At 68.5% G+C, this 24,480-nt stretch carries 18 protein-coding genes and 1 riboswitch; of the genes, 8 read left to right on the top strand and 10 right to left on the bottom strand.

Annotation, left to right across the window (positions count from 1 at the left end):
- The first annotated feature begins 54 nt into the window (after nt 1–54).
- From ACZ2G1_RS13215 to ACZ2G1_RS13225, 3 genes are read left to right on the top strand one after another with little or no spacing between them, the layout of a single operon-like run.
- Nucleotides 55–1,392, top strand: a complete 1,338-nt coding sequence (locus ACZ2G1_RS13215; protein WP_470376961.1) for an acyl-CoA dehydrogenase family protein — start codon at nt 55–57, stop codon at nt 1,390–1,392.
- 3 nt (nt 1,393–1,395) lie between these two features.
- A complete protein-coding gene (locus ACZ2G1_RS13220) occupies nt 1,396–2,811 on the top strand; it encodes an MFS transporter (protein ID WP_470376962.1) in 1,416 nt (471 codons plus the stop codon).
- Complete coding sequence (locus tag ACZ2G1_RS13225) at nt 2,808–4,178, top strand: LLM class flavin-dependent oxidoreductase (protein WP_470376963.1); 1,371 nt, start codon at nt 2,808–2,810, stop codon at nt 4,176–4,178. Before ACZ2G1_RS13220 ends, ACZ2G1_RS13225 begins: the two co-directional genes overlap by 4 nt.
- A 379-nt stretch (nt 4,179–4,557) precedes the next feature.
- Here the strand turns inward: ACZ2G1_RS13225 and ACZ2G1_RS13230 are convergent, their stop codons facing one another.
- Nucleotides 4,558–5,757 (bottom strand): NAD(P)/FAD-dependent oxidoreductase, encoded by a 1,200-nt coding sequence (locus tag ACZ2G1_RS13230; protein ID WP_470376964.1) that lies wholly within the window; start codon nt 5,755–5,757, stop codon nt 4,558–4,560.
- A 596-nt stretch (nt 5,758–6,353) separates the two neighbouring features.
- Nucleotides 6,354–6,617: a hypothetical protein gene (locus ACZ2G1_RS13235; protein ID WP_035929481.1), complete on the bottom strand. Its 264-nt coding sequence runs from the start codon at nt 6,615–6,617 to the stop codon at nt 6,354–6,356.
- Nucleotides 6,618–7,227: 610 nt separating this feature from the next.
- Between ACZ2G1_RS13235 and ACZ2G1_RS13240 the strand changes: the two genes are divergently transcribed.
- The gene (locus ACZ2G1_RS13240; RefSeq protein WP_272027979.1) at nt 7,228–7,860 is read left to right on the top strand and encodes a recombinase family protein; all 633 of its coding nucleotides are present in this window, start codon (nt 7,228–7,230) and stop codon (nt 7,858–7,860) included.
- Nucleotides 7,861–8,193: 333 nt separating this feature from the next.
- Here the strand turns inward: ACZ2G1_RS13240 and ACZ2G1_RS13245 are convergent, their stop codons facing one another.
- Nucleotides 8,194–10,635, bottom strand: coding sequence for a penicillin acylase family protein (locus ACZ2G1_RS13245; RefSeq protein ID WP_470376965.1), 2,442 nt, complete (start codon nt 10,633–10,635; stop codon nt 8,194–8,196).
- Between the two features lie 501 nt (nt 10,636–11,136).
- Here ACZ2G1_RS13245 and ACZ2G1_RS13250 point away from each other — a divergent pair.
- Nucleotides 11,137–12,087: a helix-turn-helix domain-containing protein gene (locus ACZ2G1_RS13250; RefSeq protein WP_211309941.1), complete on the top strand. Its 951-nt coding sequence runs from the start codon at nt 11,137–11,139 to the stop codon at nt 12,085–12,087.
- A gap of 460 nt (nt 12,088–12,547) precedes the next feature.
- On the opposite strand, the gene ACZ2G1_RS13255 is transcribed toward ACZ2G1_RS13250, so the two are convergent.
- Nucleotides 12,548–13,309, bottom strand: coding sequence for an NAD-dependent epimerase/dehydratase family protein (locus tag ACZ2G1_RS13255; RefSeq protein ID WP_470376966.1), 762 nt, complete (start codon nt 13,307–13,309; stop codon nt 12,548–12,550).
- 395 nt (nt 13,310–13,704) lie between these two features.
- A protein-coding gene (locus ACZ2G1_RS13260; RefSeq protein ID WP_470376661.1) for an IS5 family transposase occupies nt 13,705–14,510 on the bottom strand; the annotation gives its coding sequence in 2 pieces (ribosomal slippage) (nt 13,705–14,171 and nt 14,171–14,510; 807 coding nt in all).
- Nucleotides 14,511–15,228: 718 nt separating this feature from the next.
- On the opposite strand from ACZ2G1_RS13260, the gene ACZ2G1_RS13265 reads away from it, so the two are divergent.
- Entirely contained in the window at nt 15,229–15,576 is a 348-nt protein-coding gene (locus ACZ2G1_RS13265) for a hypothetical protein (RefSeq protein WP_470376967.1), read from the top strand.
- A 764-nt stretch (nt 15,577–16,340) separates the two neighbouring features.
- On the opposite strand, the gene ACZ2G1_RS13270 is transcribed toward ACZ2G1_RS13265, so the two are convergent.
- Nucleotides 16,341–16,763: a hypothetical protein gene (locus ACZ2G1_RS13270; RefSeq protein WP_470376968.1), complete on the bottom strand. Its 423-nt coding sequence runs from the start codon at nt 16,761–16,763 to the stop codon at nt 16,341–16,343.
- 312 nt (nt 16,764–17,075) lie between these two features.
- Between ACZ2G1_RS13270 and ACZ2G1_RS13275 the strand changes: the two genes are divergently transcribed.
- Nucleotides 17,076–17,666 (top strand): recombinase family protein, encoded by a 591-nt coding sequence (locus ACZ2G1_RS13275; protein WP_136341306.1) that lies wholly within the window; start codon nt 17,076–17,078, stop codon nt 17,664–17,666.
- Between the two features lie 604 nt (nt 17,667–18,270).
- Nucleotides 18,271–19,422 (top strand): heparan-alpha-glucosaminide N-acetyltransferase domain-containing protein, encoded by a 1,152-nt coding sequence (locus ACZ2G1_RS13280; protein WP_470376969.1) that lies wholly within the window; start codon nt 18,271–18,273, stop codon nt 19,420–19,422.
- Nucleotides 19,423–19,532: 110 nt separating this feature from the next.
- On the opposite strand, the gene ACZ2G1_RS13285 is transcribed toward ACZ2G1_RS13280, so the two are convergent.
- The 4 genes from ACZ2G1_RS13285 to ACZ2G1_RS13300 all read right to left on the bottom strand — a co-directional run bounded on the left by ACZ2G1_RS13285 (nt 19,533) and on the right by ACZ2G1_RS13300 (nt 23,629).
- Nucleotides 19,533–20,612 carry a sensor histidine kinase gene (locus ACZ2G1_RS13285; protein WP_101852970.1) on the bottom strand — a complete coding sequence of 360 codons (1,080 nt, stop codon included), beginning with the start codon at nt 20,610–20,612 and terminating at the stop codon, nt 19,533–19,535.
- A 65-nt stretch (nt 20,613–20,677) separates the two neighbouring features.
- On the bottom strand, nt 20,678–21,400 hold the full coding sequence (locus ACZ2G1_RS13290) for a response regulator transcription factor (protein WP_101851189.1): 723 nt from the start codon (nt 21,398–21,400) through the stop codon (nt 20,678–20,680).
- A 567-nt stretch (nt 21,401–21,967) separates the two neighbouring features.
- The gene (locus ACZ2G1_RS13295) at nt 21,968–22,669 is read right to left on the bottom strand and encodes a DUF305 domain-containing protein (protein ID WP_101851187.1); all 702 of its coding nucleotides are present in this window, start codon (nt 22,667–22,669) and stop codon (nt 21,968–21,970) included.
- Between the two features lie 318 nt (nt 22,670–22,987).
- Nucleotides 22,988–23,629 (bottom strand): C40 family peptidase, encoded by a 642-nt coding sequence (locus ACZ2G1_RS13300; RefSeq protein ID WP_101851186.1) that lies wholly within the window; start codon nt 23,627–23,629, stop codon nt 22,988–22,990.
- Between the two features lie 6 nt (nt 23,630–23,635).
- Nucleotides 23,636–23,804: riboswitch (cyclic di-AMP (ydaO/yuaA leader) on the bottom strand.
- Between the last annotated feature and the right edge of the window lie 676 nt (nt 23,805–24,480).

Genomic DNA, 24,480 nt, shown 5'->3' on the forward strand with positions numbered 1-24,480 from the left:
CCCCGGCGCGACCGGCCGACCGGCAATCCTCGGTGCGACCGAGAGGACCCCCGCATGACCCCGAGCACGGTCGAGGAGACCACCGCCCATCCCCGCGCCGGCACGGACCTCGCCGCCGGCCTGCCCGGGGACTACGCCGGGCTGCGGGAGCACTTCCGGCCGCTGTTCGCGGAGATCGCCGCCGGCGCCCTGGACCGGGACCTCCGGCGCGCGCTGCCCTACGCGGAGGTCGGCCGGCTGGACCGGGCCGGGTTCGGTGCCCTGCGCGTCCCGGCGGCCCACGGCGGCCCCGGGGTCAGCCTCGAGGACTTCACCCGGCTGCTGGTCGACCTGGCCGAGGCCGACTCCAACATCGCCCACCTCTACCGCTCCCACCACGGCTTCGTGGAGTCCCTGCGCTTCCTGCCCCGGGAGCTCCAGGAGGTCTGGTACCCGCGGGTGCTGGCCGGAGCCACCGTCGGCAACGCCTCCACGGAGAAGGGCGGCAACGCGCTGGGCACCCTGAACACCGTGCTGAGCCGGACCGCCGAGGGCTGGGAGCTCACCGGCCGGAAGTTCTACGCCACCGGCTCCGTCTTCTGCGACTACACCCGCGTCTCGGCCGCCCTGGACGGCCGCGACGGGCGGCGCTTCGCCGTCGTCGCCACGGACGCCGAGGGCGTGACGCTCGAGGACGACTGGGACGGCTTCGGGCAGAAGCTCACCGGCACCGGCACCGCGGTCTTCGAGCGGGTGCGCGTCCCGGAGGACGCCGTGCTGGACCGCACCGCCGGCAGCGCGGAGGCCGTCCACGAGGCCGCCTTCTTCCAGCTCGTGCTGCTGGCCGTGCTGGCCGGCATCGCCCGGGCGGCCCGGCGGGACGCGGTGGAGACCATCGCCGGACGCCGGCGGACCTTCAACACCGGGCTCGGCCTGCCGTTCCGCGACGACCCGCTGATCCAGGAGGCCACCGGGCGGATCTCCGCCAAGGCCTTCGCCGCCGAGGCCACCGTCCTGCACGCCGCCCGCGCCCTGGACGCCGGGATCGCCGCCGCCGCAGCGGCCGGCGCCGACCGGCCGGACTTCACCGGGGCCCTCCCGGCGGCGCTGCACGAGTCCGAGATCGCCGTGGAGCACGCCCAGGTCACCGTGCCGGAGCTGGCGCTCGGCGCGGCCCAGGACCTGTTCCTCACCGTGGGCGCCTCCGCCACGTCCACGGCCAAGGGCCTGGACCGGCACTGGCGCAACGCCCAGACCGTGGCCACCCACAACCCGATCGCCTTCCGCGCCCGAGCCCTCGGCGACTACCTCATCAACGGCACCCTGCCGGAGGGCCTGAACGCCATCGGCGACGCGAGGACCGGCGCCACGACCGATGTCACGGCCGACGCCGACCGAACCCCAGGAGCCTGACGCATGAGCACCACGACCACGGCCGCCCCGGGCCGCAGCAGCATCGTCCACGGCAAGAAGCGCGTCCTGGCCTCGGCCTTCGCCGGGACCACCATCGAGTGGTACGACTTCTACCTCTACGGCACCGCCGCCGCACTCGTCTTCAACGTCCAGTTCTTCCCCATGGCCACCGAGCTCGGCGGCATCGTGGCGTCCTTCGCCACGCTCGCGGTCGGGGTGATCGCCCGACCCTTGGGCGGGATCATCGCCGGGCACCTGGGGGACCGGATCGGCCGCAAGGCCCTGCTGGTGGCCTCGCTGCTGCTCATGGGCGTGGCCTCCACCCTGATCGGCCTGCTGCCCACCTATGAGGTGATCGGCTGGTGGGCCGTCGTCGGCCTCGTGGTCCTGCGCATCCTCCAGGGCCTGTCCGCCGGTGCCGAGTGGGGCGGCTCCGCGCTGCTGAGCGTGGAGCACTCACCGGCCCGCCACCGCGGGTTCTTCGGGTCCTTCACCCAGATCGGCTCCTCCGCCGGCATGCTGCTGGCCACCGGCGCGTTCTTCATCGTGCAGAACGTCATGAGCGAGGAGCAGTTCGCCGCCTACGGCTGGCGCATCCCCTTCCTGCTCTCGGCCCTGCTCGTGGCGGTGGGCCTGTGGATCCGCCTCGGGGTGGCCGACGCCCCGGAGTTCCTGGAGCACCGGGCCTCGGGGAACGTGGCCAAGGCCCCCCTGCGGGAGCTGCTGGTCCACCACCGCCGCCCGGTGCTGGTGACGATCGGCCTGCGCCTGGCCCAGAACGCCGTCTACTACCTGGTGACGGTCTACATGCTGACCTACCTGCGGGACGTGCGCGGGGACAGCGCCGCGGGCGTGACCGCGGTGATGATCGCCTCGGCCATCGGCCTGTTCTCCACCCCGTTCTGGGCCTGGCTGTCCGACCGGGTGGGCCGGAAGGTCGTCTCGGTGACCGCCTACGCGGCGATCGGCGTCTTCGGCTGGGTGCTGTTCGCCTTCCTCGAGGCCGGCCCGCTCGCCCTGCTGCCGCTCGTGGTCATCCTCGGCATCAACCTCGTCCACGACGCGGTCTACGGACCGCAGGCGGCCTGGTTCGCCGAGCAGTTCCCCGTGCACGTGCGGTACTCGGGCGTGAGCTTCGGCTACCAGGTCGGCACCGTCCTGGGCGGCGGGCTCATGCCGCTGATCGCCGCCCTGCTCTTCGCCGCCGGCGGGGACACCCCGTGGCTGATCGCCGGCTACCTCTCCGTGCTGGCCGTGCTCTCCGTCGTCGCCGCCCTGGCCGCGAAGGATCCCGCCCGGGACCGGCGCGGCACCGAACTCACCGATCTGCACGCCGGCCGGACCGCGGCCGACCCGGCCCTCGCGACTACCGCCGCCGCGAGCGCCACCCAGCCCACCCCCGAGAGGACCACCGTATGAGCCGCCCCCTGCTGCTGAACGCCTTCGACATGATGGTGCCCGTGCACCAGTCACCGGGACTGTGGCGCCACCCGGAGGCCGGGGTCGCCGGCTTCGACACGCTCGAGTACTGGACGTCGCTGGCCCGCACCCTCGAGGAGGGCGGCTTCACCGCGCTGTTCCTGGCGGACGTCCCCGGCGTCTACGACGTGTACGGCGGCGGGGCAGAGGCCACGGCCCGCGGGGGAGTGCAGTACCCGGTGCTCGACCCGCTCGTCGCGGTGCCGGCGATGGCCGCGGCCACCGAGCAGCTCGGCTTCGGGGTGACCGCCTCGGTCACCTACGAAGCCCCCTACCTGCTGGCCCGCACCTTCGCGACCCTCGACCACTTCACCCGCGGCCGGGTGGCGTGGAACGTGGTGACCTCCTACCAGGACTCCGCCGCCCGCAACCTGGGCATGGACCGGCAGATCCCGCACGACGAGCGCTACGACCGCGCCGACGAGTACATGGAGGTCATGTACAAGCTCCTTGAGGGCTCCTTCGAGCCGGGGGCGGTGAAGGCGGACGCCGGCACCGGGGTCTTCGTGGACCCGGAGCTCGTGCACCCCATCGGCCACGAGGGCACCTGGTTCTCCGTGCCCGGCCAGGCGCTGACCCACCCCGGACCCCAGGGCACCCCGTTCCTGTTCCAGGCCGGCGCCTCGACGCGCGGACAGCAGTTCGCCGTGGACCACGCCGAGGCCATCTTCTTCATCGGCAACACCCCGCAGCTCGTGCGCCGGTGGACCGACGGCGTCCGGGCCGAACTGGCCGCGCAGGGACGGGCCGAGGACGCCGTGAAGACCTTCGCCATGGCCACCGTGGTGGTCGCCGAGACCGACGACGAGGCCCACGCCAGGCTCGACGGATACCGCCGGCACGTGGACATCGAGGGAGCGCTGTCCCTGTTCGGCGGCTGGACCGGCGTCGATCTGGCCGGGGCGGACCCCGACGCGCCGCTCGAGTACGTGGCCACCGACGCCAACCAGTCCGCGCTCGCGGCGTTCACGTCGCTGTCCCCGGACCGGACCTGGACGGTGCGGGACCTGGCCGAGTTCGTGGCCATCGGCGGCCGCGGGCCCGTCATCGCCGGGGCGCCCGGCACCGTGGCGGACGAGCTCGAGCGCTGGCGCGAGGAGGCCGGCGTGGACGGTTTCAACATCTCGGCGGCCGTGCGGCCGGCGGACCTGGAGCGGTTCACCACGATGGTTTCGCCGGAGCTGCGGCGCCGCGGCCTGCTGCCGGAGCCCGGGGCCCTCCCCGCCGGCAGAACGCTGCGCGAGGCGCTGGCCGGCGCCGGGCCGAGGCTGGCCGACGACCACCGCGGGGCCTCCTACCGCCGGTGACCGCCGGGCCGTCGGGGCACCCCGCTCGACGGATCCGGTGGTCGGCCGCCGTCCCGAGTCCCCGGCACGAAGCGCCCCTGCCCGGGAGAGGGCAGGGGCGCTTCGCCGCGCCGAGGCGCAGAAGGCGACCCCCGACCGCCGGGGAACGGATCATGGGGGTCACTGCACCGGCGTGGGAGCCGGTGCTACCCGAAAAGTACCAGACGGTAATATCGCGGTGCACAATCCTGTGCAGATGCATGAATCTTGTTCCTCGGGGCGCCTCCCGACGTCCGACCCTCATTTCTCCCGGCTCATGCTGCGACGACTGGAGGCGCGGGCCATCAGGTGCCATCGGAGCGGGGAACGAGGCGCCACGGATGTGTGCACACATGGTCCACTAGAAGCCCCGGAGGATCACGTTCCAGTAGTGCCGGGGGAGGACCTCGAGGTCGAAGAACCAGGAGGCGCGTTTCGGGGCCAGCAGCGGCACGCCGGGGATGCTGGGCGCCAGTTCGTTGTCCCGGTCGAACTCGGCCAGCACGGCCCGGCCCCGCTGCACCGTCACGGGGGTCACGGTGTACCCGTCGTAGGAGGCCGTGGGATCCCGGCCGTCACGGGCGGCCAGGAGGTTCTCGGTGAGGATCTTCGTCTGGTGGCGCAGTGCCCCGCCGGACGAGGCGGTCCCCAGCGCGGCAGCGTCCCCGCAGGCCCACACGGTGGGCACACGGCGGTGGCGCAGGGTCTGCGCATCCACGTCCGCGTAGCCGGCCCAAGCGGCGCCCGGGCCCGGCGCGACGCCCAGTCCCGCGTCGGCGATCCAGGCCGGGGCCCGGTGGGCGGGGCTGTGGTGCAGCAGGTCGTAGGACAGATCCCGCGGCGTCCCGTCGACCGTGGCCCGCAGTCGGCGGGAGCCGGCCTCGATCGACTGCACGTGGGCGCTCGTCAGGACCGTGATGCCGTAGCGCCGGACCCAGGGCATCAGCACCCGGTCCACGTCCGGCTGGCCGAACACGGTGGCGGTGGGCGTCAGCAGGGTCACCTCGATGTCCTGCAGGACACCCTGGCGCTGCCAGTAGTCGCAGGCCAGGTAGAGGATCTTCTGTCCGATCTGCGGCGTGGGCGCCGGGCCGTCCGGGATCGTGAACAGTGCCCGGCCGCGGCGCAGCCCGCGGATCAGCTCCCAGGTCCTGGGGGCCAGCTCCACGGTGTAGTTGGTCGAGGCGTGCGGGCCGGCCATCGCCTCGGCACTGCCGGGGACACGGTCCCAGTCCGGGGTGGAGCCCGCGCAGATCACGACGTCCCGGTAGCCGATGTGCTCGCCGGAGGACAGCGTGGCCGTCCGTGCCGCCGGATCCAGTGCCTGGACACGGTCCTGGATCCATCGCACGCCGCGAGGCATGACGCGGTGCTGGGCGCGGGACATCTGGGGCACGGTCTTCAGTCCGGCGCCCACGTAGGAGAGCAGCGGCCGGTAGTGGTGCGTGGACTTCGGCTCTGCGATCACGATGTCCGTGATGCCCTTGCGGCGCAGTCGTGCGGCCAGGGAGATCCCGGCATTGCCGCCGCCGATCACGAGGACGTCAGTGGCGTGATCCAAGGGTGCAGTGGTCATCATGACTCCGTGGGACGAGGATGGCTCCACGGCACCGATCGGGGCCGTCCGACCATTCGACCACGAGCCGCGGCGCCCACGCCCGGGCGGTAAGCATCCAGGGGGTGAGGGGGCTCTCAGGACGTCCAACTCGAGGAACTTGTCGGTCGGGACAGCTGATCGCCGGAGCGATGCCGGTGCCTGTTCCGCCAAGGGTCCGGATGAAGTGGCGGCCTTCTGCCGAATATGAATGGCGGCGCACCCTGTCCGGTCGGGTGGCATTCTGCGCATAGATTCTCGGACCATCACTCACTGACAAAGTTGGGCGGCACCCGAGCCGTCACATCGTCACTGAGCTACTCCGGACGGTGCCCCGCGGGTTCGTGATTCCGGTTGGGGTGGCCGAGGAACTCACCGCACCGCCACGCAGCGGTCTCAGTGTGCCCCTTCAACTGAAAACACCCTCCCTGAAGGTTGTGCGGTCCCTCGCCGTACACGGCCACCGGCCACCGGAGACTCCCGGCTTCACCGAGCAGCGTGGCCGGCATCCCAGGGCTGGCGACTGCTGAACCTGTACCACAGTTGAGCTCGCCTCGGGAGTCCTATTCGTAGTACTTGAAGCGCGGCTCACCCTGGACACCTGCGCGTTGCATCGCCTCCTGCAATTCCGGCAGTGCCGTGAAGGCGCGGGCCTCGTCGACCGAATCGAAGTAGTGGAGCACGAGCACGTTGTCCGGATCATCGACCATGCGGTGCACTGACTCGCCGGTGATGTTGCTGAATGCCGGTACGTCCGAGACGGAGTCGTAGACCTTTCGCCAGGCGTCGTAGTCGGCCACGCGGTGCCGGATCAGGAGCAGTGCCATAGTGGTCTCCCCGAGGACTGGATTGACGGGCGCGCCCGACCCAATGGTGGGAGGGCGCTGGTGACTACGTGCCACGCTACGCCCCGCTCGGTCGCCCCGGAAGGGGCGACCGAGCCGGGTCCGGGGCAGGACGCGGATGACGCGTCGACACCTGCCGATTCATCAGTCTCTTATGAGCGATTCTCGGTCAGTGGTGCCGCTCGACGCCGCCAAGTGTCGCTTTCAGGAGCCGACCGCACTCTCGGGCCAGTTATCACGTGGATAGTGCGGTCGACCTGTGCTACTGAGACGAAGGATTTTGCTACAAACTCGCCGACCGGCCCAAACCGTCCATTCGGGTGTGAGCCGCGGCGACAAGTGGTGGTGTTGTGACAGAGCTATACGGCGGCATCGAGGTCTTGCCTCTCGATCGGAGTCGTCGGACCGGCCGAGCTCGAGGTAATCAACGGGTTGACCGGCCGCGGGCGACCGTCCCACTTCCTGGTAGTGGGACGGTCGGCGGCGAGGTCCATCCTCGAGCATTATGGATAGCCAGTGAGGTCCCAAAAGCTAGGCCCATAAAAAAGTTCCGTTTCAGACGTACGGTAACGACTTCCGGTACGCTAACGGCATGGAATTGGGCTACGCGCGGGTCTCGACGGCCAAACAGGACCTCGATCGGCAGATCGATGCCCTCCGGCAGGTCGGGATCGCGGCGGAGCGGATCTATGTGGACAAGAAATCCGGGGCCACCACCGACCGCCCCGGACTGACCGCGGCCCTGGCCTACGCCCGGAAGGGCGACGTGATCGTGGTGCACACCCTGGACCGGCTCGGGCGCACCGTGCGCGACACCCTGAACCTGATCCACGATCTCGCCGAGCGAGGGGTGGGGGTGCGCAACCTGGCGGACCCGATCAAGGTGGACTCCACCAACCCCAATGACCCGATGGCGCAGCTGGCGGTGGTGCTGCTGGCGCTGTTCGGGCAGATGGAACGCACCTACACCCTGGAGCGCGCCGCCCATGCTCGGTCGGTGGCCACGGCCAAGGGGCGGCGGATCGGGCGGCCTTCGGTGGTGGATCCGGACAAGCTGGCCTACGCAGCCCATCTGCGCGCCAGCGGGCACACCGTGGCGGAGATCGTGGCCAAGACCGGGATCACCCGCACCACCCTTTACCGTCACCTGCCACCGAGGCCTCCGGAGTCGGTGACGGCCGGGCCAGTCACCGCCGCCGAAGCCGACCCTGGTCCGGCGGACTGACTTCTCACCACACCCCTCGACCGCCAGAGCGCAGGGGCCAGAAAGGCATCCTTAGGGACTGGGCGTCCACGGCTGCGGCCCCCACCTGGTGTGGTGGGGGCCGCAGGGCCTGCCGCGGGATGCAGCGCGAAGACGGATACTTCTTCTTGCCCGTGATCTCCTTCTGTTCTACGGCGACGACAATCGGTGGGACGAGTCCTGAGCCCTTACGGATCAGGCACGAGGTAGTGGCAGCAACTGGCCGGTGGTTCCCCCGAGTCCGGAGTGCCGAGCTCCTGGTGGAGGATCACCGACGTAGACCGGTTTCCCATGGTTGGGACTGGATGCACGGCGTCAGCGGAGCGTCGTGACGCTCTCGAGATTGGCCTCCACCTGCGCGGGGAAGAGGTTTTCCTGTTTGCACTCGAAGTTTGTGTAGAGCTCGAGCTGGTCGCTGTAGTGCGGTGATTTCGTGCCGTCGGGGGCGATGAACCCGCTCTGTCCGGGAGGGGCGGCCATGCAGGCTTCGGCGTGGTGGCCGTTGAGGGAGATGATGTTGTTCTCGGTCCCGCGGTTCATGTAGATCGGGGTGGAGAGGGCCTCGTCGTCGCCGGCTTGGTCGATACCCATGAAGTTCTTCGTGCTGTAGACGTGCGGGACGGTCTCGGTGCGCCAGTTCGCCGGGTCTTCCCCGTGCTCGGCCCGCAGCTGGTCCAGGGCTTCGGCGAAGGACTCCAGGACCACCTCGGACCCGTCCCGGCCATTGAGGAGGTCCACGGTCTGCGGCACCCCGGCGTCCTCGCCCTGGAGAGCGTTGTCGATCAATTTGACGGAGTCAGCGGGCCGGGCGGAACCTCCGGGCTTCGCGTAGACGCCCTCGGCGTACTTGGCGTACACCTCCGCGGGCAGGTCGTCCTGCAGGACGTCCTCGGTCAGGGCCGCCACCCAGGCGCGCATGATGGCCGGTTCCGGGCCGTCGTAGTGTCCGTCCGCGTCCTCGTCGCGGGTCTGACCGTCCCAGTCCAGGAGCAGCCGGGCGTCCTGGGCCACGGGGTTGTGGGCCGGCAGGGTGCGCACGGCCTCTTCCAGGTAGGGGCGCAGGTAGCGGATGTTGAGGTCGGCGAAGGAGGTCTCCTCGTTGATCGCCCACATGTCTTCGGTGCTCAGCTTGCGCTGGGCCTGGAGCCGGGAGGTGATCTCGTTGACCCGGTCCACATCCGACCAGTTCCCGGAGTCGCCCACCGCGCCGGGGCCGGGCTGGTTGTTCCAGTTGGCGATGTAACCCTGCTTCGGGTTGAAAGCCCGCGGGTTCTCCTCGAACGGGCGGATGCCCTCCCACTCCATGGTCCCGTCCCCGACCACGGGCAGGCGCGGGTCCTGGCCCTCGGGACGGTCGGGCATGTGCCCGGGGGAGACGTAGCCGATGTTGCCGTCGTTGTCGGCGTAGTACCAGTTGATGGAGATGCCCACGTCCTGGGCCTGGTCCAGGTACTCCTCCCAGTCGGTGGCCTTGGTCTTCTTCGTCCAGGCCAACAGGGACTCGATCTCCGCACCCGCCCAGGAGCGCCTCTTCGTGTAGGCGGTGTTGTTCTGCTCATCCACGCTGGTCACGAACCCGTGGACCGTGGAACGGACCTCGACCACGACGTCCTCACCGTCCTTGACCTGCACGGTCTCCTGGCGGACCTCCATGTCCCGCCACGCACCGTCGAACCAGTACTGGTCCGGGTTCTCCGGGTTCAGCTGCTCCTGGTAGACGTCGTTGACGTCCAGGGGGCCGGCGGTCGCGCCCCAGGAGATGTGCTTGTTGGTGCCGAACAGCACCATCGGGTAGGCGAAGGGGGTGTTGCCCGTGACGTCGAAGCCGGCCCCGTGGAGTCCGACCCCGTAGACGTAGGAAGGGTTGAACCACCCGAACTGGGGCCCGTTGAGCAGCACCGAGCCGCCGTCGGCGGACTTCTTGGACCCCACCGCCCACAGGTTCGAGGCCGTGGGCTGCTGGTGCGGCCAGTCCTCCCCGCCGTTGCGGGCCATGGTCGCCAGCCCGTCGTCGGACAGGGACGGGTCCACCGGGAGCAGCGACGAGGACGCCGCGGCGCCGGTTGCGGCCCCGGGCGCCGCGGAGGTGGACTGCGGGCCGAGCGCGCGTCCGGGGCGGTCGTAGGGCATCTCCCCGGGGACCTCGGGCCGCGGGTGGTCCGTGCGCGGGTCCGTGGTCGGGGCCGTGGGGTCCTCGGTCCAGAGGATCTGGTCGAAGAGCTCCTGGCCCTTGTCCTGCCCGTGCTCGGACACGAGCCGGTCGCGGACCTGTAGATTGGCGACCTCCGAGGTGCTGTCCGAGAACCGGTTGGCCATGGTCCCGATCCAGATCATCGCCACGTCGTAGCCCGTCCACCGGGAGGGCTCGAAGCCGTAGTCGGTGAACTGCTGGGGCAGCAGGTTCTCCCGGTCGGCCAGCACGTCGTCGATGCGCTGGTTGAATCCTTCCGCGTAGCCCTCGAGGATGTCGCGGTCCTCCTGGGGAAGCGCCTGGATCTGGCGGTGGATGCTCTCGGGGTCGAAGCCGGAGCGGGTCAGCCGGTCGTGCTCCAGACTCGCCTCCCCGAGCACCTCGGCGGTGGTCCCCAGCACGGAACGCTTGGCCATCTCCATCTGGAACAGCCGGTCCTCGGCCACGGCGTACCCGTAGCCGTAGAACAGGTCCTGGGTCGTGTCCGCGTAGATGTGGGGCACACCGTAGGTGTCGCGCTTGATCGTCGCCCGCGTATCGGCGGACGAGTCCTCGGCCTCGCCCACCGCCCGATCCTCGGAGACCGAGGCGAGAACTGCTGGGGCCGGGGCGAGCAGGGAACAGGAAACGGCGGCAACGGCGGCGACACGCCACGGGGCAGGGCGGGCTCTTTTCACAGGGACTCCTCAGCTGGGGATGAAATCCGAGCATATGAGCGTCACGCGGATGAGGCGTGCGCGAAAAGTTAACAGTTCTACTTTTTCGGCCGGTGAGGTGGTTCCGATAAAACACTGTCGTTTCCGGATCTATCAGGAAACCGATATGAGACGTTTCGCCTGGGAGACATAAACCTCCCCCGAAGTGGCGTTCTTTAGCCTTTCAGCACGCCGTTCGCGGTCGGGTGCGCAGCGTGGGAGCGTCGGGACCTTCACCTGATGAGTGGTGGGTGATGGCGGGGGCGAGGGGTCACCATGGTGCTCATGCCGGCGGGTCGGGACAATAGGCGCTGACAGCTGGGCGCCGCGGGGTGCGTCCTGCGCAGGGGGTGGGGGACTCTCATGGGGGAGATGTTCCGGCAGGAACTCACGATCACGGATCCTGAGGTCCTGGCCGGTCTGGGGCAGCGGACCGGGATGCGTTTCGGGTACGGCTCCACGGACCCGGAGTTCTCCTACCGGCTCTCGAGGGCCGGGGACGACCGGTTCGCGGTCTCAACCGTCCATGTGGGCGGGACGATGTCGCTGTGGGGCGACACCGAGACGTTCACGGTGGCCCAGGTACGCGGGGTCCGCTACGACTGGCAGATCTGCCGACAGACCGGCAGCGCCGCTGCGGGGTCGTCGGTGCTGTTCCGCCCGGAGCATCCGTCCCTGACGGTGATCCAGGACGCGGACGTGACCCTGGCGCACCTGCCGGTGGAACTGGTGCAGGAGACCGCCGAGACCGTCTACGGCACCGGCACCCCGATAGCGTTCGACTCCTGCACCCCGGCGGGGCCCCGGTGGGGGCGGTACTGGTCGGGTCTGGCCCGCTACGGGGCCGGGGTGGTGGCCTCGGAGGCCTTCGACGAGCCGCTGGTGCGCGCCGAACTCACCCGCTATCTCGCGGTGGGGCTGCTGGAGTGCTTCCCGCTGGCCGGGGACCGGCAGGGGCGGTACCTGTCCATGGAGGCCCAGGCCCGCCGGTACCGGGTGGCAGCCCAGTTCTTCGACGACCACGCCGCAGAACCGGTCACCGTCGAGGACGCCGCACGGGCGGCCGGCACCACCACGGCTGCACTCGTGCGGGCGTTCCGCGCCAACCACCCGCTGGGGCTCACACCGGCCCAGTACCTGCGCCGGGCCCGCCTGGAGGGCGCCCACCGCGACCTGGAAGCCGCCGATCCCACGGCCGGGGCCACCGTCAACGCGATCGCCGCCCGTTGGGGGTTCACCCACCGGGGCCGGTTCGCCCAGTACTACCGGCAGGTCTACGGGGTGAATCCCTGCCACACCCTCGACCACTGGGCACCGCGGTAGGGCTGAGGCCGGCGGGAGCAACCGACGGGGTGGACCGTGCGGCGCGGACACGGTCCTGGGCCAGACATCGCGTATTTCGCCGGGCCCGAGGGCTGAGGGTTGTTTCTCAAGGCATGGGTTACGAGCCGTCCTGGTTGCGAGACATTGACTGGGTTTCCGACAATGGGCGAATTGGTTCGGCCGTACCGGGCCCTGCGCGTCCCCACCAGGGATGCTCTGATCCCTGACGCCGTGCGGGGCCGGGTGGCAGGGTTTATCGCCCGATCCCGAGGAAGGATTGTCGGGCCGTTGTGCTGTACCAGTCCACAGTGCGGGCGATGCCCTGGGCGTAGGGCGTGACCTGGCCGGGGCCGAAGGTCGTGGTGTAAGCGCTGGCATCGACGGCGTGCGGTTGACTGAACTGGTAGAGCATCTCCGCGCCCTCCCGGGCCACCGGCCACACGAGGCCGAGGACGCGTGCCTATCGCTGCCCGAGGCGCAGGGCCTTGATCGGTCGGTGCACCTGGGCCGAAAGCAGGTCCAGGAACGCTTGTGCGGTGATGGGTTCCGGGGTGGGCAGGTGCCATGCCCGGCCCAGGGCCGCCTCGTGTTCTCCAAGTTCGGCCAGACCGTGGGCGAAGTCCTCGATGAACATCGGGGCCAGCGGCTGGTCCAGGTCCCCGACCCACAGCGCCGGGCCGTGGGTGAGGGCGGGGCCGAACAAGTTGCGGCCCAGCAGGGACTCCACGGCCGGTCCGTACAGTTCCGGGGCGCGGCCGATGACGGTGGCGACCTGTCCGCTGCTGTGAGCGGCGAGCACCCGCTCGGCCAGCCAAGCGCGCAGGACCCCTTTGTCGCTCACGGGCCGGTGGGGCAGGTCCTCGGTCATGGGCCCGGTGACCCGGCCGTACATCCAGGTGTCGTCGGCGAATACCATCGTCGCCCCGGCGGCCCGTGCGCCGGCGAGCACCCCATCCACCGCTGCCGGGAAGCTCTCCCGCCACTGGGTGAACGGAACGTTCACGGTGTTGTAGACCACCCCGGCGCCCCGGCACACTTCCCGCATCCGCTCGGCGTCCCTGGCGTCACCGGCCACCACCTCCACACCGGGCGGGGCATTGAGGCGTCCGCTGCGGTTGATCGCCCGCACCCGGCGTCCCCGGCGGAGAAGTTCACCCACCAGAGCGCTGCCGGTTCCGCCACTGGCACCGACCACCACGTGGATCCTGTCCGTACTGCTCATCGTCGTCACCTCTCGCTCCTCGACTTACCCGGCCACCGGCCGGGAACTGCTGGCAACGGGTGGCTGGGGTGCCGCTGCTCGAGCTCGCCCCTACCGTGCCCCTTGGCGGGTGGTCACCGCATCCATGGCCTCGCCAAATGTCAGCGACATGACGTCGCCGGTGCGATCCAGGAGGAGTCCATCGACGCGAATCCCCCTGCGCAGCACGGCTTCTTGCCCTGGGCTTTCGGACCATGCCTGGTGCCCGTGGGTCGTCTTTCAAGCCGGGGGATGTGAGGCGTTCCGTCGAAAATCTTGAGCGCGTGGATGGTGACGGTGTTGTGATTCGGGGTGACCAGGGGAGGGCTGGAGTCTCCGTTGGGCGCATCCCCGGGTGTCCCCACTAAGAACTTGTTTCATAATGCGGTGAGGCGTCTGTGGCAGATCAGCGCGCAGGCCAGTTGCAGCAGTCCGAGATGGAGGTCGGCCCGGCGTTCCCACCGAGTCCGGAGTCGCTTGTAGGAGTGCAGCCAGGCGAAGCCGCGCTCCACCACCCAGCGATGCCGGCCCAGCCCGGAACCATGGGCGACGCCTCGACGGGCGATGCGCGGAGTGATCCCGCGGGCGCGCAGCAGCCGCCGGTACTTGTCGTGGTCATAGCCACGGTCCGCGAACAGTTCCCGGGGCTTGCGGCGGGGCCGACCACGCAACCCGCGGATCGGCGGAATCGAGTCGACCAGGGGCAACAGCTGGGTGACGTCGTTGCGGTTGCCGCCGGTGAGGGTGACCTGTAGCGGGATGCCGTTCGCCTCAACGATCAGGTGGTGCTTGGAACCGGGCCGGCCGCGATCGACGGGGCTGGGCCCGATGTGGTCCCCCCTTTGAGGGCCCGCACGTGCGAGCCGTCCACAGCGCACCGGTCTAGGTCCAGTGCCCCGGCCGCGCGCAGCTCAGCCAACAGCACTTCGTGTACCGCCGGCCACACTCCGGCCTCGGTCCAGTCCCTCATGCGCCGCCAGCAGGTCACTCCGGAGACGCCGAGCAGGTCCCGGGGCAGCTGGTTCCAGCCGAGCCCGGTCTTGAGCACGAACACGATCCCGGCCAGAGCTGTCCGGTCATCGGCGGGCTTGCGCCCTGGGTGCTGGTGGCGCCGGGGTGGGCGTGGTGGCAGCAACGGCTCGACTCGCTCCCACAGCGAGTCCGGTACGAGATCCCCCATCATGCCCACCAGGGTCACCGAGGACCCCGTCAGCACTCAAGGGCTACGTCGAACTCATTATGAAATGACCTCTAATAGCGACGTATTCCAGGTGCTTGTCTTCCAACGTGTCAGTAGCTTCGGAGATGCGGTGGCCGAAGCGGCACAGGGGTCGATGTGAATCATCCCTGGGGGGACACCGACCCTGCTGCTATCAGAGCCGACCTCCGTAGAGAGCGCCCCCGTTCATCCCCGGACAGTGGGCGCTCTCGCCTGACCCCCAGGATGAAAGCGCCCCTGTCCGGGAGAGGGCAGGGGCGCTTCCCGATCCGGTACGGGGGTACCGAACCACCCAGCAGGGGGAGCTGGGGCGGATGCCGTCGGGGCCCGCATCCGTTCCTGGGCCCATCGGCGAAAACATGTCTATGACTACGCATTTTATGCCTCCCCGTGGGCACGGGGGTGTTGCGGGCATAACAAAGTTGCTCCATCGCCCTTGTTGGACAGCGCGCTCACCCTTTCCCGCGGCTCCCATCCCTGCGTCTCGTCGACGCTGTTCCGGCGGACGCAGGGTGCTGGCGCCTCAGTAGGAGATGAACAGCTGATGACAGTATTGACAGCCTGCTTCTCTGATCAGGTGGGAGTTTCTAGCCTGGAAGTGGACAGCGTCGTCGAGTACCCACGCCGGCATCTGGGCTCGTTGTAGCTCCTGGTGCGCTCGACCACCTGAAGGACCACGTCCATGAGTGCCTCTGACTTGTTGCCCGCACTGCCTGACACCGACCCCATGCTGATCTCACCGGGCATCGGCGTCGGACTCGTCTTCGATCCCTTGCCCTGGGTCGATGTCTCCCAGTCGTGCCGCTACCGGATGCGCGTTGACCGGCCGGGGCTGAACCTGCGTGCCGAGGAGACCGTGTTGTGCGCCCCCTACGAACCGGCTGAGCTGGGCATGGTCGTGCTGGTGCGTTGTGAGGCCGACGGGCACACCCCCGGCGCTCTCATCTCGGCCGACGAAGTGGACTACCTCGAACCCGCACTCGAGCCGGTGGTGCTGGGCGGATGGGACAAGCCCGGCACACGCTCCTGATCCCTTCGCCGGGTGCTCCCCGTGCGTTGGCCTGGCGCTGCCGCGGTTCTCGGGGACGGGTGGGCCTGCAGGGGTCTCGTGTTGCCGGCCGGGTGTCACCTCGCGAAGGTCATCACCAGCCAGGGCCACCCGAGGGGTCGATGAGTGATGTGCTGGGCATGCAGAAAGCCGGACAAGGGATGGTTGTCCGGCTTTCTGTGTGGGAGACGGCTTCCACCACAGCACCAGCGTGAAGCACCGTGAGGGCGGCTGACTAGAGGTTTCGTACCGTGAGTACGGCACAGCACCGGGCGAGTCCATAGGAGGGGCTCAAGAACGCTGGTTCACCGGAGGTCAGCTTTGCGCCCACATTCCGTGGCCTCATCGGGGGTAGGGGAACGACTCGTCAGTCGAGGGCTGGGCTGTAAGGGGTCTTTTCGAGGGCGGAGTCGCCTGCCGTGGCCGCGGTGTCGTAGCCGGGGGTGGCAGGGGCGGGGTCGCCCCCCGGCCACCCCGCCCCGTGCTGCTTCGTCGCGGACTCATCATCTGGCTCGCACCCTCGGATCCCCCCGGAGCCACAGTGCGGCCGGTCGACGCGCCCGAAGCTGGAGGATGGTCTGATGCAGATCACCTGTCCCCCTGATAAGCCACGATGCTCGCTCCCGCCCCGTCCGGCAAGGTCGCGGGTGTGCCGGGGTTCACAACATGACACATCAATGTGCGGTTGCGAATAGACGTGGACGGGGGAAGGTAACCGGTGCGAGAAGGGGGATCTGTGCGCAGGATCAGCCGCAGACGTCCGAGGTTTCGCCCTCGAGATCGTCGAGCACCCACTCCGAGAGCTGTCCGGCGGGAACGACGAACGTGCCCTCTCGCAGCAGCTGCGCCTCCTGGACCGAGAGGGGCTCCTCAGTGGCCTCGGTGTCATGGACGGCCTGTGCAACTGCGTAACCGGCGGCTAGCTGGGTGGCCCAGACCTGGTGGCCGGCGTAGCAGGGATGATCGGGGTTGGGGCTGCACGCCTCCAGCCACCGTGCCGGTTCCCGTGGAACGGAGGTGGCGGGCATCAGGTGCTGGTGCAGGTCCCAGGTGACTTCGGCCCAGCGACCCGCCGGAGTGGCCACCATGGGGTAGTAGGTGGCGACCCACTGGGTGGGAGTGACGGGGTGCAGCTCAACGGCCAGAGCCCCAGAGGCAGAGATGGTCATGCCTTCTTCCTGTTCGCAGATGACGGATCGTCTGGCAGTGGCGGCCTGAGGTGCGGTCGCATCGCCGGGTCTGGGGGGCCCGATGGTGATGGACCAGAGTACGCACTGGCTCGGTAACTATGGAAGCAAGCTGAGTAATGTGACAGCGGGCCGTCTTCCAAGCCATGGGATGCGAGACGTCTCGTCGGTGAATTTTTGTGGTCCCAGATTTGTGCGGGTTTCCGCGGACCGGCAAGTCTTGCAACTATGTGCTTTATCTGTGCGCCTAGAATCGTGTACTGGACGTTGGTTGCGAGACACATTGGGGTTGACGTGGATAAGTTGATTGGGTATGGGCGCGTATCGACGTCGCTGCAGGATGCGGATCGTCAAGTGTCCGATCTGGTTGCTGCTGGAGTGCGTCGCGATGACCTCTATGTCGATCATGGAGTGTCTGGAGCTCATGCTTCGCGTCCGCAGTTCGACAGGGCCGTGGCTGCTCTCGTCGAGGGCGACACGTTAGTCGTCACGACCCTGGACCGTCTGGGGCGCTCGACCCAGAACATGCTGGCCTTCGCCGAAGCGCTGCGGAGCAGGGGCGCCGGTCTGCGGGTGCTGAACTTGGGTGGGGGAGACGTGGACACCCACACCCCAATGGGCTCGATGGTCTTCACCGTGATGGCCGCCCTGGCCCAGATGGAGTTGGAGATCAAGCGGGAGCGGATCACCGACTCGGTGGCCAAGCGTCGGGCCGCCGGCAAGGACCTGGGCGGGCGCCGTCCAACCTTCACAGACAGCCAGATCCGCAGTGCCCTCCGGTTGATCCAGGGCGGAGAGCCTGCGACCCAAGTAGCCCGGGATATGGGGATGTCGCGAGCCACCCTGTATCGGCGAATCCGAGAGCTCCCGCCCTCCATGAATTAAGACTCTTTCGGCACTTGAAGGAGCTGTTCGTGGGTCGCTCATCGACGCGGATCCTGTGGCAGCTCAAGGGTGACGACGGGATGTGAAGTCAATTGTGGAGCTTCCCTCAAGACGACATGAAGATTCCCTGAAGCTTGCTCTCCTGGGTGCTCTACGTCCTGTTTTTCTGGGTCAATGAGGGCATAGTTTGCCAGTGAGAACACCCCGTTCTCATCCGTTCGTGCACGGACATTCGGGTGCCCCAGTATTCCTCCCCAGGGCTGGGGCACCCGTCTTTAACGTGAAGGGGTGGCCTGGCTCGGATCGAGGGGCCCAGCGGACCCTGGGCTACCTCGCGGGTTCTGCGCTGGGTTTCCCTTTCCTCGTTTCGTGCTTCGGTCGCACGGAGGAGCTCCTGCGTCGTCCATGGACTCTGGAGTCTTCATGGAACCTTGAGAATCCCGCGACGGGGACTCCAAGTGAGACGTCCACCCTGGGAACAGACGGTCCTGGATGCACCGGGACCTTGTAGTCAACAGGGGGAATGATGAGTACTGGATCAAGGATGGGAGGGCACTTGTCAGCGGGTCTTGGAGACGCGGTGGTAAGGCCCACGCGCCGGTTGGTGGGGATCGATGCGGCTCGCGGGCTGGCGCTGATCGGGCTGATGGCCATTCATCTGCTGCCGGCTTGGAACGAGGAGACCGGGGAAGCGAGCTGGTCGTGGCGGCTGTTCTCGGGGGACTCAGCGGCCCTGTTCGCCCTGCTGGCAGGGGTGGGGCTGGCACTGACCTCCGGGGGGCGGCACCCGCACGAGGGTAGGACGATGACCGCTGACCGGATCGGCCTGGTGGTGCGCGCGGTGCTGATCGCGATCGTGGGGTTGTGGATCGGGACGCTGATGTCGGAGGACCCGCCCGCCTACAACATCCTGATCTACTACGGGGTGTTCTTCCTGCTGGCGATTCCGTTCCTGCACGCAGGCCCGAAGGCCCTGTTCATCTCCGCAGTGCTTTTCGGAGTGGTGTCTCCGATGCTGATGCAGGGACTCCAGGATGGGTTGCCCGAATTTGTCTCCTACAACCCCACTTTCACGGATCTGCTCACGCAGCCCGGTGCCATGGCCTCCCAGCTGCTGCTGACCGGGACCTATCCGGCCCTGCCGTACATGACCTATCTGCTGGTCGGGTTGGGGTTGGGGCGGTTGAATCTGCGCAAGACGGAGGTTCAGGCTCGACTGGTGGTGGTGGGCGTGGGGCTGGCGATCTTCGCCCAGACCACTTCCTATGTCCTGCTCTATGCCTTGGGTGGCTACCAGCGGCTGCTGGATGCCTCCTCGATGGGCGAGCACGAGCTGGAGGATGTGCTGGTCTGGGGGCCGGACTCGTTGCCCACGGAGACCGTGTGGTGGTTGGCGATCGCCACCCCGCACACCAACACCCCGCTGGCGATCGCGGCCAGCCTTGGGGTGAGCCTGGCGGTGCTGGGTGTCTTCCTGCTGATCGGCCCGAAGATCGGGGCATGGTTGTTGCCGCTGTCGGCGATGGGCGTGATGACCTTGACCCTCTACACCGTCCACTTGGTGGCACTGTCCTTCGAGGCCCACTACGAGCTGCCCTACCTGTGGTTCATGGTCCACCTGGCGGTGGCGGCGCTGTTCGCGGTGGCTTGGCACCGGAGCCTGGGACAGGGACCGCTGGAGAAGGTGGTCAGCACCAGTGTGAAAGGCACCCGCCGGCTGGTACTGGGCAGGCCGGCCAAGGACAGCCACGGATAGGCTGTGCCGGCAGCCACTACATGACGGGCCGTGCCCGCCGCAGCAGATGTGCTCTCTGCGGCGGGCACGGCCCGCCGTCGTCACAGCACGGTCTGGTGGTGACGCTGGAGTCAGTCCGGGGGCGTGTGGCGGGGCAGGCGGATCCGGAAGCTGGTCCCGCGTCCGGGGCCGCCGCTGGTGGCCTCCAGGGTCCCGCCCTGGGCTTCGACGAGGGATTTGCTGATGGCCAGTCCCAGGCCGGAGCCGCCGCGGTGGGCTTCCCGGCCGGGGTGGGCGCGGTAGAAGCGTGCGAAGACGTGCGGAAGGTGCTGGGGGTCGATACCTTCCCCTGTATCGGCGACGGTGAGGGTGACCGCTTCCGGGGTGTGATCGGTGCGCACGGTGACGGCGCCGCCGGATGGGGTGTGGCGCAATGCGTTCTCCAGCAAGTTGCCCAACACTTGTCCCATCCGTTCCCGGTCAACCAGCACCGGTGTGACCTCCATGCCGGTGTTGATGGCGGTCACTGAGATGTTCTGAGCGGCGGCGTCTTGTTGGACGGCCGCGGCCGCCTGGGCTGCCAGCTGGCCCGGGTCCTGGAGGGTCAGCTGCAGGTGGGTCATGCCTTCCTCGGCGGCGGTGAGGTGGCGGATGTCGCGGGCCAGTCGTTCCAGCCGGGCGATCTGGGCGTACAAGATGCCCGTGGTTCGTTCATCCCACTCGACCACTCCGTCCTCGATGCCCTCCAGATGTCCTTTGAGACTGGCCAGGGGGGTGCGCATCTCGTGCGCCAGATCGGCCAGCATCTGGCGCCGGGTGGTGTCCACGGCGTCGAGCCTGGCGGCCATGTCGTTGAAAGACCCGGCCAGGGAGTCGAATTCCGGGCCCAGGCTGGTGGAGGTGACGCGCACGTCGTAGTTGCCGGCAGCCACCTCCTGGGCTGCGGCGCTGAAGGAGGTCAGGGACCGCCCGATCGTGCGGTAGAGGTAGAAGGTGAGCATCCCGGCGATGTAGAGCGCCGGCAGCCCGCCGATGGTCAGGGCGGTGAGGCTCACCGAGCGGAAGGCGTCCTCCAGGTGCACCAAGCCGGTGGCCGCATCGGCGTGGCCGGTCTCGACGAGCTCGTGATAGAACATGCTCGGCCCGACCAGCACCGCGGTGATCACCACGATGATCAGCCCGATGGCCAGCACCGCGGTCTGGGCCAGCATCAATCGCACCGTCAACGGGCTCCAGGACCAAGACCAGGCCCGGGTCCGGTCGGAGACGGCGGCGCTCATCGCCCGGTGCCCATCCGGTAGCCGATCCCGCGGATCGTGTGGATGAACGTCGGCCTGGTGGCGACGTCGCCGAGTTTCTTGCGGATCCGCCCGATGTGCACGTCCACCAGGTGTTCGTCCCCGGTCCAGGCGGTGTCCCAGACCAGCTCCACCAGCTGCCGGCGGGAGAGCACCAGGTGGGGGCGGGCAGCCAGGCACAGGAGCAGATCGAACTCGATCCGGGTCAATGCCACCGGTTCCCCAGCCAGGTGCACTTGGCGGGAGTCCCCGTCCACCACCAGTTCCCCGATCACCAGTGCCTGCTGCCCGTGCGGTAAGGCCGTAGTGGATTCAACACTTCCCGTGCGGGCCCGGCGCAGCATGGCCTGGACCCGCGCCACGAGTTCGCGCGGGCTGAACGGCTTGGTCACGTAGTCGTCGGCACCGACCGACAGGCCCACGATCTTGTCGACCTCATCATCCCGGGCGGTGAGCATCAGCACGTGGCAGTCCGAGAAGGTCCGCACCTGACGGCACACCTCGATCCCCCCGATCCCCGGCAGCCCCAGATCCAGCACGAGCACGTCCGGGGCGTACTCCCGCACCGCGGCCACCGCCTCCGTGCCGTCGTGGCGCACCACGACCTCCAGCTCGGCCTTGCGCAGATAGCCCGCGACCAGCTGCGCGAGGTCGACCTCGTCGTCGACCACCAGAACACGTCCGGTGAGCGGATCCGTCATCTGTCCTCCCGGTACTGATCGCTGTGACATGAACACTGTGTTGCGAGCCCCAGCGTCCCAGGGCGACCGTGTCTGAGGCCTCGGAAACGAAACAGGGGGGGCGGACTCGTCGTGGCCGGGCTCACCGGTGAACCGGTGGTCGCTGTGGCTAACGATCCCCTGCCCCGGGCGGAGGAGAGGGTTATCGGGCACGGAGAAGATCGCGTGTCGCCCCTCCACGAGCCCGGACAGACGCAACACGGCCGGGACCCGGCCACCACCACCGAGCGAGGGGACTCCGGTGGTCTCGGCCATCTCGGCCATCTCGGTGACGGTGCGCGCGGGAGGAACAGGACCCCAGGCGAAGGGGAGGGGGGGCCGTGTCCTGAGGCAAGAGGGCGCGGCGCTGGCGAACCTACGGTTGGTCGGTGACCGTTCGGGGTGCTGCTGACTGCGCGAAGGGTGCGCGCCCATCGGGTGCCGCGTCGGGGATCACCGCACTGGACCGGCTGGAACGGATCGACGGGGACCATGACATCCCGGTGTCGGCCCGTTCCAGTAGGTGACGGCTCAGCTCGTGGTCCTGGATCAGGCCGCGAACCACTCCTCCAACCAGCCCTGCATGAGCTCGATCTCGGCCTGCTGGTCCTCGATCATCTTCTCCGCCATGGCTCGCAGCTCGGGGTCGGTGCCCATCTGCAGCTCCATCTCGGCCATCTCGAGGGCCATCTGGTGGTGGGCGATCATCTCTTCGAGGAAGGCCTGGTCGAAATCATCCCCGGACAGTTTCGCCAGCTCCTCCAGGCTCATGCCGTCCATGCCGTCCATGCCGTCCATCTCGCCCATCATGGCGCCCTGCATGTCGGCATTCATGCTCTGACCATGGCCGCCATGGCCATGGCCATGGCCGTGGTGCCCGTGTCCGTGGTGGTGGCCGTGTCCGTGGTGGTGGTGCCCCGGAGTGTTCTCGGCGGCCAGCCGTTGGGCCGCTGCTTCCAGTTGCTGGATCTCCTCGGTCTGGGCCTCGATGATCTTCTCCGCCAAGTCACGGATCTCGGGACGCTCGGACTTCTGCAGGGCCAGCTCGGCCATGTCGGTGGCACCCTGGTGGTGGGGGACCATCATCACGGCGAAATGGCGGTCGTGGTTCATGTGCCGCTCAGCGCCCGTCTGTGCGGAGGCGGAGGCAGGCTGGTGCGTCGGGGAGGCGACCGCCGCGGTCGCCCCGGCACCGCTGAGGGCCAGCGCCAGGACCGTCCCAGCGGCCAGGTGCTTGAACGTCGACGTCATGACGAACCTCTCCTTCGCAGCAGCCCGTGCTGGGCCTGCACATCGTGGTGTTTGCTCTGCTCAGCCCCGGGTCGAGGCGGACCGATCCGTCCACGGTAGCCCCGCCGTGGTCGCTTTCTGCGGGCTAGGAGGGCTGGGCGGTAGATCTTCACTGAACCTTCAAGAGCGGGCCCATCCGTCGGTCAGCTCGGGGCGTTCCCCGGCGGTGGCCTGATGCAGGCATCTCAGGTTCTGACCGACCGATCCTGGATGCTGATCAGGTGGGAGGCACACCCGCCGCCCGCCACGAGCGGCATTCGTGGCGGGCGGCGTCCCGGCTCAGCGGAAAGTGACGTAGCCGACCGTCGGCATGGCATTCACGCTGTGCACGAAGGTGCCCTGGGTGGGGTTCAGCGCGGAGATCATCTTGCCGCCACCGAGGTAGATCCCGATGTGGGCCCCGCCGTTCTGGACGACGAGGTCGCCGGGCTGCGGGTCAGTGGTCGGGGTACCGGCCGCCCACTGCTGCTGGCTGGTGCGGGGGAGGTCGATGCCCTGCTGGGCGTAGACCCACTGGGTGAAACCGGAGCAGTCCCAGGCGCCGAAGTCCGTGCCGCCCCAGACGTAGCCGGTGCCCACACCCTGCATCGCGGTGCCGACAATGCCGCCGGCCGCAGCGGAGGTGGCGGAGATCTCGGAAATGTCCGAGGACTGGGGGGACAGACTCGAAGTGGCCGCCCCAGCGGCCGGCAGGCTCGCCGTCTGCACGGTGACGGGGGCCTGGGAAGCGGCCGGAGCCGGGGAGGTCGCGGGGGTCGAGTATGCGGTGCCGGACGTGGCGGGGGCTTCGGCATAGGCCTGAGCCGGGGCGACGGAGCCGATCACCGCCGCGCCGACAGCGGCGGCCAGGGTCGTGGTGCGCACCAGGTGCGAGGGGGTCTGGGCGCGGTGGCGGGCAGAGCTACGCGTGAAGAAAGCCATGAATGAGGGTCCTCCTTTTGCCTACGAGGTGAGCTGTCGGGTTCGGGTGGGAGGCACCCGGCCGCCGAGCCTGCAGCTCCGGCGGCTTCACCCCAAGGTCCGGGTGCGGACCGGGTATGGTTCCCCCGCTTCTGCCAAGTCATTTCTGTGATGGGGACCCCGGCTGCCGGCAGAATTCGGCGAAGCACCCGGGGAAGCCGATGAGATCAGCCAACGGCACGCAGAGGACACTAGCGCCTAGATAACGAAAAGGTCACATTCCCTGTGGTACCGGGAAAAGGCTTGCCCCGGCCTCGCACGATCGCCGGCGAACCGGTGGGTAGCCCACCACGCCTGGGGCACATTCGTTCCGGCGGGGGGCGCCGCCAGCTACCTTCCTCCCGGTGCCACCACTCATCGGGACCGCCCCGGGGAGGCTCTGACCTGCGGCATCGCGCCGATGAGCGCGGTGGCAGCTCGGATCCGCTGCCCCTCACTACCCGTGGAATCCTTCGGCCTGCGCCCGGTGCGGGGGAAGGTGAACCCCCGGGGGAGCTTCAGCGTCCCTCAAGGGTGTTCTCGGATTTTTTTACGGAACCGCCCAGCATTGCTTGGGGGAGTGAGCTGTTTTCTTCATGAAATCTTCATATCCAAGGGTGTCGAACAGGTGAGAAGAGCTGTTTTCTTCACGAGATCTTGAAATTCATCCGGGTCCATGTATCGGACCGGTAGATCAATGGCCCGGTGCGAGGGGAATAATTAGGCGGGTCCTTCGCTGTCGTTGGTGAGGCCAGGGTGGTCAGCGGCGGAGCCACTGGGCTGCCGGCTGCCACGTGGCTGGGCCGATCAGTATTCCGGGGCCGATTGTGGAC

Source organism: Kocuria sp. KKT182, assembly GCF_055635395.1.

What these genes read in the sequence shown, in the direction of transcription:
- ACZ2G1_RS13215 (WP_470376961.1), top strand. Translation starts at nt 55, where the DNA reads ATGACCCCGAGCACGGTCGAGGAGACCACCGCCCATCCCCGCGCCGGC.
- ACZ2G1_RS13220 (WP_470376962.1), top strand. Translation starts at nt 1,396, where the DNA reads ATGAGCACCACGACCACGGCCGCCCCGGGCCGCAGCAGCATCGTCCAC.
- ACZ2G1_RS13225 (WP_470376963.1), top strand. Translation starts at nt 2,808, where the DNA reads ATGAGCCGCCCCCTGCTGCTGAACGCCTTCGACATGATGGTGCCCGTG.
- ACZ2G1_RS13235 (WP_035929481.1), bottom strand. Translation starts at nt 6,617, where the DNA reads ATGGCACTGCTCCTGATCCGGCACCGCGTGGCCGACTACGACGCCTGG.
- ACZ2G1_RS13240 (WP_272027979.1), top strand. Translation starts at nt 7,228, where the DNA reads ATGGAATTGGGCTACGCGCGGGTCTCGACGGCCAAACAGGACCTCGAT.
- ACZ2G1_RS13250 (WP_211309941.1), top strand. Translation starts at nt 11,137, where the DNA reads ATGTTCCGGCAGGAACTCACGATCACGGATCCTGAGGTCCTGGCCGGT.
- ACZ2G1_RS13255 (WP_470376966.1), bottom strand. Translation starts at nt 13,309, where the DNA reads ATGAGCAGTACGGACAGGATCCACGTGGTGGTCGGTGCCAGTGGCGGA.
- ACZ2G1_RS13265 (WP_470376967.1), top strand. Translation starts at nt 15,229, where the DNA reads ATGAGTGCCTCTGACTTGTTGCCCGCACTGCCTGACACCGACCCCATG.
- ACZ2G1_RS13270 (WP_470376968.1), bottom strand. Translation starts at nt 16,763, where the DNA reads ATGACCATCTCTGCCTCTGGGGCTCTGGCCGTTGAGCTGCACCCCGTC.
- ACZ2G1_RS13285 (WP_101852970.1), bottom strand. Translation starts at nt 20,612, where the DNA reads ATGCTGGCCCAGACCGCGGTGCTGGCCATCGGGCTGATCATCGTGGTG.
- ACZ2G1_RS13290 (WP_101851189.1), bottom strand. Translation starts at nt 21,400, where the DNA reads ATGACGGATCCGCTCACCGGACGTGTTCTGGTGGTCGACGACGAGGTC.
- ACZ2G1_RS13295 (WP_101851187.1), bottom strand. Translation starts at nt 22,669, where the DNA reads ATGACGTCGACGTTCAAGCACCTGGCCGCTGGGACGGTCCTGGCGCTG.
- ACZ2G1_RS13300 (WP_101851186.1), bottom strand. Translation starts at nt 23,629, where the DNA reads ATGGCTTTCTTCACGCGTAGCTCTGCCCGCCACCGCGCCCAGACCCCC.